The organism is Pseudomonas sp. 2835 (genome assembly GCF_050435905.1).
Classification (GTDB): Bacteria; Pseudomonadota; Gammaproteobacteria; order Pseudomonadales; family Pseudomonadaceae; genus Aquipseudomonas.
Genome location: NZ_JBNDLE010000023.1, coordinates 22,001 through 33,939, shown reverse-complemented (window position 1 = coordinate 33,939; position 11,939 = coordinate 22,001). Strand labels below are relative to the sequence as shown.

Genomic DNA, 11,939 nt, shown 5'->3' with positions numbered 1-11,939 from the left:
GTATTGTGCCGTAGGAAAGTCCTTGGCAAAACAGCAGGGTCGCAAATAATAATTATTTACAGCTCATTATGTACTGTCGAACTTCTACTTCGACAACCATGGACCTGGTATTTCTGCCAGTTTACTGATGAGTTTCACCAGACCTAACCTGACGCTGTCAGCCACACGGCTCGACACTCAGAGGATTAGGTGATGAAAGACTCAGAGTACGCAACAATTGCTTCGGCAACTGAACTTCACACGCAACCACCCGCTCCGCAGAGCACCTCGCATTTCCAGGCTACCCTGCATATCTGGAATGAAACATACGAAATCCGTGCCCAGTCTTTCGAATTACGCTATGGCTTCGACGGGGTCTTCTTGATCGCCAACGGAGGGCTGCAAACGGTCTTGATCAGCATCCCGTCTGCCTGCATTCCAGACTCGGGACATTATCAGTTCAACTTACACCCAGGTTCGGACGTTACAATCTGGATGGGTGGAGCCCAGGTGCCCATCGAGCAGGGTACGTTGACAGTTGATGTAAAACTGACAGACCAGGCGTTGATTGGTTTTTATGCGGGACGTTTTTCAAGCGTGTTGACCGATGGGAAATCAACGTTCAACTGTTCTGACTTTCTCTTTACTACGCGAGAGCGCGTTACCGCGCCGGCCAGCGAATCGCTTGAGGACAGCCGCTCGGGCAATGAGTTCAATGGTACGCGGCGGGTGGGTTATTACGAAACAGCGCTGGTTGCCGATTCGTTTTCATTGAGGAGCGATCCTGAAGGTGTCTACTTGGCGTTTCACGCCCGGGTACCTGTTTTGATAAACATTCCCCACCCTCGCATTCCGGTCTCGGGATCGTACTCTTTTGATCTGGTGAAAGCAGACGACATTGTGATACTGCAAAATGGCGTTCTGCGGCTGCCGTATGGCACGCTTGATGTCACTGTCAACAAACGCGACGATTCGCCGTATCTACGGGTGGAGGGCAGTTTTCGTGCGCGCTACGAGGACCTGATTTCTTGGATTGTCTGCGACCGGTTTGCAATCAGTTCGCGGGAAAAGTAGTGCTTGTTTGCTGGGCAGTGGGTTTCGTGGGGGCGAGTCGCTTGAGTGAATCGATTAACCTGACAGTTTTGTCAGTATCTCTGTCGGTTTTCCGCGCTTAGGGTAAAGGCACCGAAATAGCCGGTGATGAGCGGGAGCACGAAGATGGATGGTTTAAACAGAAGGCACAGGGGTGGGGCGCTTGACGATCGGGATCTCCCTGGCGACCCGAATCTTGCACCCCATTTGCAAGCGACCTTGCAGATATGGGATGAAGAATATGAAATCAATGCGCAGCAATTTCGGGTCAGCAGTAGCTGGGATAATAAAGTCTTGTATCTGGACGCCCTGAATGGCATTCAACCGTTGTTTATTGAAATCCCTATCTCGCGTATTCCGCAAGAGGGGGATTATGAGTTCGATTTGACTTACAAAGGTGACATTGAAGTCTACCTGGGCGGTACGGTTGTTCCTGTCCAGCACGGTAAACTTTCAATCAACGTATCCAAAAGCGGAGCGTTTGCCCTGTACGAGGGGCGTTTTTACATTCGCCTTGCAGTTTGGGACGCCACGTTAATCTGCTCGGGGTTCCGCTTCGCCAGCCGGGAGCGGACTTTCAGTGTGCTCGCAGCCCCAACCGCTAATGAGCGATCAAGCAATGAAATGACCGCTATCCGGCGCTTCGGTTACAACGAACTTTCGGAGCAGTCCGGCTCATTTGCGCTGGAGGTGGTTGTAGGGCCCAACGCCGTTCACCTGGGGTTTCGTGGAATGTTCTGGGTGTGGATAGAAATACCCGAGTCGCGCATTCCAGTCTCGGGTTCGTACGTCTTTGACTTGCAAAGCCATGACGATGTGCAGGTTTGGATTGGCACTTTCTCTCGTTTACCTTATGGAACCGTGCAGATTGAAGTGAGTCGGGACGCAGACCTTCGGTTTCTGCGGGTGGAGGGCAGCTTTCGCGCACGTAATCGCGACCTGGTTTCTTCCCTTGTCTGCGACCATTTCGCTATCAGTACCCGCGAACGGCAGTCGGCGACTGCTTGAGTCTCAATCGCCGACGGCTGGATGGCTTGATCAGAAATCGCCTTTGAGGGTCACCATGAAGTTGCGCGGCTCACCATAGAAGTTGCCCCAGGCCAGGGCGCCGACACTGGAATAGTAGTGCTTGTCGAACAGGTTGTTGCCGTTGACGGCAATGCTCCAGTTGTCGTCCAGTTTGTAGCCTACGCGGGCGCTCCAGATCGCATAGCCGGGCTGTTCGGTTTTCGCTGCGCGGTCCTGGTAGTGGTTGTCGCTTTGCGCATTGACCCCGCCGCCCAGGCTCCAGCGTTGCAGCGGGCCGTCCAGTTGGTAGTCGGCCCAGACCCGCAGCAGATGGCGTGGCACGTAGCTGGCGGTGAAGGTCGCGTCCTGGCTGGTGCTGTTGGTCTTGAGGTACTCAAGCTCGGTGTAGGTGTAGCCGGCAAGTACCTGCAGGCGCTCGGCCAGTTCGCCGCTGAGCTCGGCTTCGAAGCCCTGGGCGCGGACCTTGCCCTTGTCGCTGTAGCAGTAACCGTCGGAGGAGCCGGCGCACACCGAGTCGTAATCGGCTTCGGCGCGGTGCGCCTCGATGGTGCGGAACAGGTTGAACGCTGCGTTCAAGCCGCCATCGAGCCATTCGCCCTTGATCCCCAGCTCGTAGTTGGCGCCGGTCTTGGGTTGCAGCGGGCTGCCCTGGGCATCGGTGTAGGTGCCCTGGGGCTGGAAGATGTCGGCGTAGCTGCCGTACACCGACCAGGTGTCGTCCAGATCGTAGATCAGTGCGGCAAACGGGGTGACCTGGCCGTTTTCCTGGCTGCGGTCGTGCTGCCAGTAGTCCCAGGCCTGGGTGTAGGAATCGCGCTGGCTGCGGTACCAACTGACCCGGCTGCCGAGCACCAGGGTCAGGGGCTCGGCCAGTTTCAGGCGCAAGGTGGCATAGGTGCCGATCTGCCGGGTGTCGCTTTCCACCGGCAGTGGGCCGCCGCGGTAGGAGGCCGTCTGGTAGAGGCTGTCTGGCGGCTTGGGAATGTCGCGGTCGGGGGCGAAGGGGTTCATGGTTACGCCCATCAACTGAGTCATGTTGATCAGCGCGTAGCTGTCGCTGCCCTTGGCCCGGCTGGCGTTGGCGCCGACGATCAGCTCGTGCTCCAGGCCCCAGGCGGTGAATTTGCCGTCCAGGTAAGCGTCCATGCCGTAGTCGTGCTGGTCGTAGTCGAACACGCCGGAGTACAGCTGGCTGTTGGCCGAACTGCTGCCGACCGGCACGCTGCCCAGGGTCATGGCGTACTGCATGTCCTGGGTGTTGTGGCTGTGCATGGCGGCGACTTTCAGCAGCCACTGGTCATTGAAGTGATGGGTGAGGTCGGCGAACAGGTTGACCCGCTGGCTTTCCCAACTGTTCCAGGTCGCGCCCAGGCAGGTTGAGCGCGACAGTTTCAGGTCCGATCCATCGCTGTAGCGCGGCAGGCCCTGCCAGCACGGGGTGGCGTTGAGCTTCTCGTAGGCGGCGCCGATACCCAGGGTGGTGGCGTCGTTGAAGTCGTAGTCGAGGGCGCCGTAAACCACTTGGTCGTCGCGCTTGCCCATGTCGTAGAAGTACTGGCGATCCTGGCCGGCGACCACCAGGCGGCCACGCAGGCTGCCGGAGTCGTTCAGCGGGCCGCCGGTGTCGAGCTGGGCGCGGTAGTTGTCCCAGGAGCCGGCCGACAGGCTGACGCTGGTGGCGGCCTTTTCCTGCCCGCGTTTGCGAATGAAGTTGACCCCGCCGGCGGAGCTGCCCGAGCCCTTGAGCATGCCGGCGGCGCCGCGCAGTACTTCGACGCGGTCGTAGTAGGCCATGTCGCTGGCGAAGCTGTTGGCCTGTACATAGTTGCCACCCAGGTCCAGCGGCACGCCGTCGTACTGGTACTGGCCGGCGAGCATGAAGCCGCGCGAGTAGAAGTATTTACCGCCCATGGGCGAGTCATGCACGGTGATCCCCGGGGTTTTCTCCATCACCTGTTCAAGGGTGGTGAGGTTCTGCTCATCCATCATCTTGCGGGTGATCACCGTCACCGATTGCGGCGTTTCGCGCAGCGAATGCTCGCCCTTGGCGAAACTGACCTGGCGCGCGGTGAAGCTGTCGGTGGTTTCCATCGGCGCCTGCAAGGTGCTGGCGCCAATGGTGGTTGCACCCAGCTCCAGCGCACCGTTGCTGGCCGGCAGCGGGCGCAGCGAGTAGCTGCCATCGGCCTGGCGGTAAGCCTGCAGGCCGCTGCCGGTGAGAATCCGGCTCAAGCCTTCGAGCACCCCGAAGCGGCCCTGCAGGCCCGGGCTGTCCAGGCTGGCAGTCAACTGCGCGTCATACGACAGGTTGACCCCGGCGGCTGCGGCAAAGCTGCCCAGCACCCGGCTCAGGGAACCGGCTTCGATGGCAAAGACCTGGCCGCTGCTGGCGCTGTCGGCCTCTGCCGCCTGGGCAACGGTGACGGGCAGCAGGGGCAGGGCCAGTGCTGCAGCCAGCAGATGGCGGCCAATCAACTGGGGAAGGGGGGCACGGGGGAAGCGGGGTTGCATGGAAATCCTCTTCGTTCGCAAATGAGATTATTTCCTACAGAGGCGGACGAACGAAAAAAAACAGGCACCCCCTGGCTGAAAAAATTCAACTCAGGTCGACGCTGACCCAGTAGCGGTTGTAACGATGCACCTTGAGCTTGAACGAGGTGGCCAGGGCCGACAGCGCCGCCTCGCTGTCGGTCAGCGAGAACGTCCCGGAAACCCGTAGCCCTTCAAGCTCGCTGGAGTAGGACAATAGCCCAGGGCGGTAGCGGCCGAGTTCGTCGAGCAACTCGCCCAGGCGCCAGTCCTCGACGATCAGGTGCCCGCCGGTCCAGGCCGCTTCGCTGCTGGCGACGGCCTGCGCGGCGTGCACTACATGACTGTCGAACTGGCAGCGCTGGCCGGCTTCGAGGCGTCGTGCCGGCGCCTGATGCGGATTGATGCGCACCGCGTGCTCGAACACTTCGACCCGACTGGCGGCCTCGCGCTGATCGACGCTAAACCGTGTGCCCAAGGCTTCGACCAGGCCCTGGGCGGTTTCTACCCGCAACGGGCGCTGGCGGTTATCGTTGCCGCTGGTAAGAAAAATCCGCCCGTGGCGCAAGCGAATCAGGCGTTGCTGATCATCGAAGCGGATGTCCACGGCGCTGGCGGTGTCGAGCACCAACTGGCTGCCGTCGGCGAGGCTCAGGTGACGGATTTCGCCGGTGGCGCTGTGCTCATCCGCCAGCCACTGCTGCGCCGGCTGGCTGCGGTAGCTGGCCCAGCCACCGAGGCCAAGGCCAGTGGCCAGCAGCAGGCCCTTGAGCACGCTGCGCCGGGGCAGGCCCTCGGCTTCGCTGCGCTGCAAGGTGTCGAAGGCCAGCGCCCCGGGCACGCTGGCCAGGCGCCCCTGCAACTGCTCGACCCGTGACCAGGCCCAGCGGTGCTCGGCGGCGCTGGCCAACCATCGGTGCCAGGCTTGCTGGAGTTCGGCCGGGGCATCGCCGGCGGCCAGTTGCACGTGCCAGCGGGCGGCGGCTTTCAGGGCCTGGCGTTGGCGCTCGCGGTCGGTCATGGCTGGGCATCGTAGGCGAGCAGCAGGCAGCGCTCGGTGGTCTTGATCAGGTATTTTTTCACCGTGGTCAGCGACACGCCCAAGGCGGCGGCGATTTCCACGTAGGTCATGCCCAGCCAGTTGGCCATCAGAAACGCCTTGCGCGCCTTGGCGCCACAGCCGGCCAGCAGTTGGTCGATTTCACGCAGGGTTTCCAGAATCAGCACCTGCTCTTCGGTGGAGATCTGCTCGGCTTCCGGTTGTGCGGCCAGCGCTTCCAGGTAGGCGCGTTCCAGTTGCTGACGGCGGAAATGATCGATCATCACCCGCCGCGCCACGGTTGCCAGGTAATTGCGCGGCTCACGCAGCAAGCGCACCAGTTCCAGCGCCTCGGACGAAGCGAGGATACGTACGAAGGTGTCCTGCATCAGGTCCGCCGCCCGCTGTGGGCAGCTCAGGCGCCGGCGCAGCCAGTGTTGCAGCCACAGGTGATGGTGCTGGTAGAGCTGGCCGAGCTCGGCATTGGGCGGTGACGGCGGTGCGCTCATCCTGGCTGCATCCCGAAAAAATGATGCAGATGATAAGCATTCCCAAAAAACTAATAAAGGGTTGTTTTCATCCGGCCGTCACCTGCGTTTACCAGAGGGCCAGGGTGTAGCCGACGATCAGGCGGTTCTCGTCGATGTCGCTGGTCAAGCCACCGCTGGAGCGGAAGGTGGCATTGCGCAGGCGCACGCTGACATTCTTCAGCGGCCCGCTTTGCACCACGTAGGCAATGTCGGTATCGCGCTCCCATTCCTTGCCGCCGCTGACACTGGCGGTTTCGATATGGCTGCCATTGACGTAGCGGGTCATGAAGCTCAAGCCCGGTAGGCCGAGGGCGGCGAAGTTGTAGTCGTAGCGCGCTTGCCAGGCATCGGTTTCAGCTTTGGTGAAGACGTTGACGGTGACCAGGTTGACCGAGTAGGGGTCCAGGCCCGGGTAGGCAAAATCGCCATCGCCTGACAGGTTCTGGTAACCGAGGCCGAACTTGTGCGCGCCCACGCCCAAGGTCAGCATGCCGTTGAAGAAGCGGTTGTCGATCTTGCCGCCATCTACCCGCGAGGCGGCGCGCAGGTCATGGCGGCCCTGTTCGCTGGTGTCGAAGTAGCGCAGGTCGCTGCGCAGGTTGATGCCTTCGGCCAGGGGCAGGTCGTGGACCAGTCCGGCATAGTGCTGGCGGTAAATGTCCTGCATCTGTGCGTAGTAGTAACTGACGGCCAGGCGCGGGTTGAGCGTATAGGTGCCGCCGGCCAGGTCCAGGTGGTTGCTTTCGACCCCGGCGTAGCTCATCTCGTCATTGCTTGAGGAGTCGCGCAGGTTCTGTTTTTCCAGGCGGCCGAGGTTCAGGGTCAGGCCGTCGATGTCTTGCGAGGTCAGCAGGCCGCCGCTGTAGGTCGAGGGCAGCAGGCGTACGTCGTTGATCGCCGCCACCGGCAGCATCGGCTGCAGGGTGCCGAGCTTGAGGGTGGTCTTGCTGACCCGCAGCTTGGCGGTCAGGCCCAGCTCGCTGTAGTCGTCGACCGGTTCCTGGCTGGCGCCGAATGGCAGCAGGCCGGTGCCGCGCCGGTCGCGGCTGGAGTCGAGCTTGACCCCCAGTTCACCCAGGGCATCGAGGCCGAAGCCTACGGTGCCTTCGGTAAAACCCGACTCCATTTTCAGGATAAAACCCTGGGCCCATTCCCGCGCCTGGCTCTGCGGCGCACCGCTCTGGCGAAAGTCGCGGCTGAAGTAGAAGTTGCGCGTCTCAAGGCTGGCCTTGCTGTCCTTGATGAACTCGGCCTGGGCCAGGTAGGGGGTGAATGCGGCGCACAGGCCGGCACTCACCGTCAGCGAACGGGGCAGAAGCATTAGGGCTACCTTTCTTGTTGTTGTGTGTGGCGGGTGCCAGGTGTCTCTGCCTATATTGTTAACATATTATCTTTATTTTTGAATAGACCTCTTTAGGGCGCAAATGACCGGGAATGAAAAATAATTAAGATATTAATCCTTGGATAGCGGCCCTGGCCACATGCTGCGCAGCACGCCATCACGGCGGATCAGTCCGTGCACCAGCGCTGCACCCAGGTGCACCAGCACGGTGGCAAACAGCACATAGGCCAGCCAAGCGTGGGCCTGGCGCAGCAGGGCATACAGCTGCAGGTCGTGGGGCAGCAGCGCCGGCAGTTGCAACGGCAGCGGGTAGCCACCGGCAGACTGCATGCCCCAGCCCAGCAGCGGCATCGCCAGCATCAACCCGTACAACAACAGGTGCGAAGCCTTGGCCGCCCAGCGCTGCAGCGGCGGCAAATCGTCGGGTAGCGGTGGGTGCGGCAGGCTCAGGCGCAGGCCGATGCGCACAATCACCAGCAGCAACAGCGCAAGGCCAATGGCCTTGTGCAGGCTGATCAACCAGGTATGGCGCGGCGACAGGTCGCTGACCATGCTCACGCCCACAAACAGCATGGCCAGGATCAGCACGGCCATCAGCCAGTGCAGCACACGGGCCAGAGGGTGGAAGGCAACAGGTTTCATGGGCGGGCTCCCAGCTGCGCGGCTTCACGGGCGCGACGGTTGAATGATTCCGAGTAGGCCGCCGAGCGGGCCGCGAGGATCGGGTCGGCGGACGGCTGGATGCCGCTCGGCAGAATCAGCGGGTCGAAGTTCAGGTCGCGACAGGCGCCTTGTTCAGCGGCATCGACCTGGTCGATCACCAGGGTGCCGGCGTTCACCGTGGGGCGTTGCGCTGGCCAGGGCTGGCTGGGGTCATCGACGGCATCGCCGGCTTCGGCCAGGGTCAGTTGCAAGGTCCAGCGCAGCGGGCCCTGGCCCAGGCGCTGGCGCAGGTCGTGCTGCAGATAGTCTGGGTCATCGACCTGCGCCGGCAGGGCGGCAAACGGAGTTTGTGGCAGCAGGCTCCAACGCACGTACTGGGGGTTACCGCTGGTGTTGATCAGGGCAAAGGCGTTGATGCTGTTGTAGCTTGAGTTGGCGAAACTGTCCGAGGCTGTGTAGTCCTTGGCCCATTGGCGGAAGGCGGCGCTTTCCGGGTGGGCGGCGAAAAACGCCTGCAGGCGCGCTGGGTCCGGTTTGCCGGTGGCCGGGTCCGGGGTCACGGCCAGCACCTGCTGGTAGAAGGCTTCTGGGGTACCCACCGCCAGCACCGGCGGGGTGTTCATGCCCGTTCGCCACTCTTGTCCATCGTCGCTGCTCAGTTGCAGCGCCAGGCTGCGGGTCGGCACGCTGGCATCCGCGCTGTGAGGGTTGGCGCCGCCGATGGCAAAGCGGCCGATCACCGGCACCCTGGCCTGGCTGAACACCCGCGCCGTGGACAGGTTGGCCGCCGCGCCGCTGCTCTGGAAGTAGCCACTGACGCACAGGCCCTTGGCGTGATTCTTACGGTAGCCGGGGTAATGCCCGGCCTGGGCTTCGAAGGTGTCGATAAAGCGCTTGGGGGTCAGGCGCTCGGCGTCGATCCAGCCGGCGGCATAGGCAAAGCCAGCGGCCAGGGTTGCCAGCCCGAGGCCAATGGCAGCCAGGCGCAGGGCGCGGGGGCGACCGTGTAACGGAGTGCTCATGGCGGTGATCCGGGTCAGTGAATGAGCCGGTACGACGTCGGGTGCAGAAATTTATTCCAACGCCTGGGAATAATTCTTCACTGCCAGCGTCTGCCTCGTACACTGATCGCCTACAGGCCAAGACTGCGGCAATGAACGAACTAGACGACGAGCAATTGCGCGAGATGCTTCAGCGCCTGCGCCGCTTCGCCCTGTGGCTGACGCGCGAGGCCAGCAGCGCCGACGACCTGGTCCAGGCCACCGTCGAGCGCGCGTTGAGCCGCCGCGGGCAACAGCGGCAAGAGGGCAGCTTGCGCGCCTGGCTGTTCTCGATCCTGTACCGGCAGTTTATCGACAGCAAACGCCGCGAACGCCGCCAGGCGCGATGGCTGGCCTGGTTCGGCCGTGGCGAGGAGGTGGGCAGCAACACCGAGGACATCGTTGTCGCCCAGTCGGGCCTGGCGGCGTTTGCGCAGTTGCCCACCGAACAGCGCGCCCTGTTGTTGCTGGTCAGCGTCGAAGGCCTGAGTTACAAGGAGGCCGCGCTGGCCCTGGGTGTGCCGATCGGCACGGTGATGTCACGTTTGTCGCGCGCCCGTGCGGCCATGCGCGAACTGGCCGAGGGCAATACCCCGCCCGCGGCGCTGCGGAGGTTGAAATGAGCTTGATCCCGTCTGACCACGAATTGCACGCCTACGTCGACGAGCGCCTGGACAGCGAGCGGCGCCGGGCGGTGGAACTGTACCTGGCGGCCAACCCCGAACAGGCGGCGCGGGTCGAAGCCTGGCGCAACGATGCCCGCCAGTTGCGTGCGGCGCTGTCCGGCTTTGCCGGGCAAGCACCCAACCCGCGGCTGGACCCGGCCAACGTACGTCGTGAGATGCGCCGTCGGCGCCAGCGGCGCTGGGCCAGTGCCGCGGTGCTGCTGGTTACCCTGGGCATCGGCGGCCTGGGCGGCTGGCAAGTGCGTGAGGCCAGCCTGTTGGCCAGTAACCCGCCGATGGCTGATGCCGTGCAGGCCCATCGGTTGTTTGCCGATGCCAAGGCCCTCGACCTCAGCGCCCAGGACCCGGCGCGCCTGCAGGCCTGGCTGGGCCAGCACTTTGCCCATGTCGGCAACCTGCCGGACCTCTCGGCCTACGGTTTCACCCCGGTGGGCGCGCGGCTGCTGAGCAACGAGCAGGGGCCGGCGGCGCTGTTGCTGTTCGAGGACGCTCAGGGCCAGCGGGTCAGCCTGTTCCTGCGCTCGCCGGGTGAGCACTACGCGCGCATGCCTAGCGGTGAGCGAACCGACGGCCAGCTGCAGGCCCGCTACTGGTCGCGCGGCGACTACAACTACGCCTTGGTCAGCGCCGCGTCCGACAGTCGGGGTGAGCAACTGCGTCAGGCCCTTGGTATCACTTTGTAGCTGGAATGCCATTAGCGGCGTAAGCTCGAAATCGTTGTTCCTTTCGTCATTTCACTTCATTCGAGGTATCCGCCAATGAAGCGCATGCAAGGTTTGGTAATGGCCGCAGTGGTTCTGCTGGCCGGCCAAAGCGCGCAGGCTTCGGCACCAGAGGTAAAGGATGCGCGTCTGGTTGCCCATGAGCAGGCAGTGCAGGCCTATGCAGCAAGAACCGGCAAGACCGTCCCGACCATCCAGGACTTTACCTACGGCAAGTCCGTGGATGTCGCCCGTCTGATCGAACAGACCCCCATGGCCCGCGGCTGCGAAGCGGCGCCGATGCTGATGACTTTCGAGGATTCCAGCGGCCAGCTGGTTACCCTGCGTTATCGGCTCGAAGGCCAATGTCCGCGTTTTCAGTCAACGCGATAAAGCGCCCTGGCAGCGGCGAGGGATCGTCGCTGCGCCACACCAGGTAAAGCCCCAGGCGCGGGCTGGCCTCGCGCAATCGGCAAAAGCGCACTCCCGGCTGGGCATTGGCCTGGGCGGCTGCGGCGGGCACCAGGGCGATGCCGAAGCCGCAACCGACCAGGTTGATCAGCGTTTGCAGTTGCGCCGCCTGCTGGCTGATGCGCGGGTAAAAGCCCGCGCTCTGGCACAGGTCGAGCAGTTGCTGGTGGTAGCCTGCGCCCAGGGCTTGTGGGGTGAAGACGAAATCTTCATCGGCAAAATCCGCCAGGCTGACAGCGGTTTCGCCAGCGCGGCAATGCTCACTTGGCAGCGCCAGTAAAATCTCTTCTTCCAGCAACAAGCGGCTGCTCAGGCGTTCGCTCATCAGTGGCAACTGGCGGACCACGGCGATATCCAGCTGGTCATTGAGCAGTTGCTCGACCAACTGTGCCGACGAGCCCTGTTGCAGCTCCAGCTGCACCTTGGGCCAGTCGCTGCGAAACTGCTTGAGCGCGTTGAGCAGCAGCGGATACCCCGCCAGCGCCAGGCTGCCGATACGCAGTTGGCCGGCGATGCCTTCAGCGACCTGGCGTGCCTGGACGATGCCTTGCTCCAGGGTTGCCAGGGTCGCCCGCGCTGTGTGCACAAACGTCGCCCCGGCGGCCGTTAGCGCGACGCCTCGGGAATGACGGGTAAACAGGGCAAAGCCCAGGCGCTGTTCAAGCCGGGCGATGGCCTGGCTCAGCGGCGGCTGGGCCATGTGCAGGCGCTCGGCGGCGCGATGAAAGTGCAGCTCTTCGGCCACGGCGATGAACTGGCGCAGCAGGCGGGTTTCGATCATGGGTGGCGTCCTTGATTGGCGCAAGCCTGGGAAATCCTAGTCTATTGGCTGGAACGT

The 11,939-nt window shown here is 62.8% G+C and carries 12 protein-coding genes; 5 read left to right on the top strand and 7 right to left on the bottom strand.

Annotated elements, in window-relative coordinates; all coding sequences use genetic code 11:
* Positions 1 to 192 precede the first annotated feature (192 nt).
* Positions 193 to 1,053: a hypothetical protein gene (locus ABIE20_RS23910; RefSeq protein ID WP_429507776.1), complete on the top strand. Its 861-nt coding sequence runs from the start codon at positions 193 to 195 to the stop codon at positions 1,051 to 1,053.
* Between the two features lie 144 nt (positions 1,054 to 1,197).
* Positions 1,198 to 2,079, top strand: coding sequence for a hypothetical protein (locus ABIE20_RS23905; RefSeq protein ID WP_429507774.1), 882 nt, complete (start codon positions 1,198 to 1,200; stop codon positions 2,077 to 2,079).
* A 30-nt stretch (positions 2,080 to 2,109) separates the two neighbouring features.
* Here the strand turns inward: ABIE20_RS23905 and ABIE20_RS23900 are convergent, their stop codons facing one another.
* From ABIE20_RS23900 to ABIE20_RS23875, 6 genes are all read right to left on the bottom strand, one after another.
* Positions 2,110 to 4,611: a TonB-dependent siderophore receptor gene (locus tag ABIE20_RS23900; protein WP_429507772.1), complete on the bottom strand. Its 2,502-nt coding sequence runs from the start codon at positions 4,609 to 4,611 to the stop codon at positions 2,110 to 2,112.
* A gap of 85 nt (positions 4,612 to 4,696) precedes the next feature.
* The gene (locus ABIE20_RS23895) at positions 4,697 to 5,650 is read right to left on the bottom strand and encodes a FecR domain-containing protein (RefSeq protein ID WP_429507770.1); all 954 of its coding nucleotides are present in this window, start codon (positions 5,648 to 5,650) and stop codon (positions 4,697 to 4,699) included.
* The gene (locus ABIE20_RS23890; protein WP_429507768.1) at positions 5,647 to 6,177 is read right to left on the bottom strand and encodes a sigma-70 family RNA polymerase sigma factor; all 531 of its coding nucleotides are present in this window, start codon (positions 6,175 to 6,177) and stop codon (positions 5,647 to 5,649) included. Before ABIE20_RS23890 ends, ABIE20_RS23895 begins: the two co-directional genes overlap by 4 nt.
* 88 nt (positions 6,178 to 6,265) lie before the next feature.
* The gene (locus ABIE20_RS23885) at positions 6,266 to 7,519 is read right to left on the bottom strand and encodes an OprD family porin (protein ID WP_429507767.1); all 1,254 of its coding nucleotides are present in this window, start codon (positions 7,517 to 7,519) and stop codon (positions 6,266 to 6,268) included.
* Between the two features lie 132 nt (positions 7,520 to 7,651).
* Positions 7,652 to 8,182, bottom strand: coding sequence for a cytochrome b (locus ABIE20_RS23880; RefSeq protein WP_429507766.1), 531 nt, complete (start codon positions 8,180 to 8,182; stop codon positions 7,652 to 7,654).
* A complete protein-coding gene (locus tag ABIE20_RS23875) occupies positions 8,179 to 9,225 on the bottom strand; it encodes a catalase family peroxidase (RefSeq protein ID WP_429507764.1) in 1,047 nt (348 codons plus the stop codon). Before ABIE20_RS23875 ends, ABIE20_RS23880 begins: the two co-directional genes overlap by 4 nt.
* Positions 9,226 to 9,356: 131 nt before the next feature.
* Here ABIE20_RS23875 and ABIE20_RS23870 point away from each other — a divergent pair, with 131 nt between their 5' ends.
* The 3 genes from ABIE20_RS23870 to ABIE20_RS23860 all read left to right on the top strand — a co-directional run bounded on the left by ABIE20_RS23870 (position 9,357) and on the right by ABIE20_RS23860 (position 11,023).
* Positions 9,357 to 9,866 carry a sigma-70 family RNA polymerase sigma factor gene (locus tag ABIE20_RS23870; protein WP_429507763.1) on the top strand — a complete coding sequence of 170 codons (510 nt, stop codon included), beginning with the start codon at positions 9,357 to 9,359 and terminating at the stop codon, positions 9,864 to 9,866.
* A complete protein-coding gene (locus tag ABIE20_RS23865; RefSeq protein WP_429507762.1) occupies positions 9,863 to 10,612 on the top strand; it encodes an anti-sigma factor family protein in 750 nt (249 codons plus the stop codon). Before ABIE20_RS23870 ends, ABIE20_RS23865 begins: the two co-directional genes overlap by 4 nt.
* Before the next feature lie 75 nt (positions 10,613 to 10,687).
* A complete protein-coding gene (locus tag ABIE20_RS23860) occupies positions 10,688 to 11,023 on the top strand; it encodes a DUF2790 domain-containing protein (RefSeq protein WP_123566224.1) in 336 nt (111 codons plus the stop codon).
* Here the strand turns inward: ABIE20_RS23860 and ABIE20_RS23855 are convergent.
* The gene (locus ABIE20_RS23855; RefSeq protein WP_429507760.1) at positions 10,968 to 11,882 is read right to left on the bottom strand and encodes a LysR substrate-binding domain-containing protein; all 915 of its coding nucleotides are present in this window, start codon (positions 11,880 to 11,882) and stop codon (positions 10,968 to 10,970) included. The two genes, ABIE20_RS23860 and ABIE20_RS23855, sit on opposite strands and share 56 nt — an antisense overlap.
* Positions 11,883 to 11,939 lie beyond the last annotated feature (57 nt).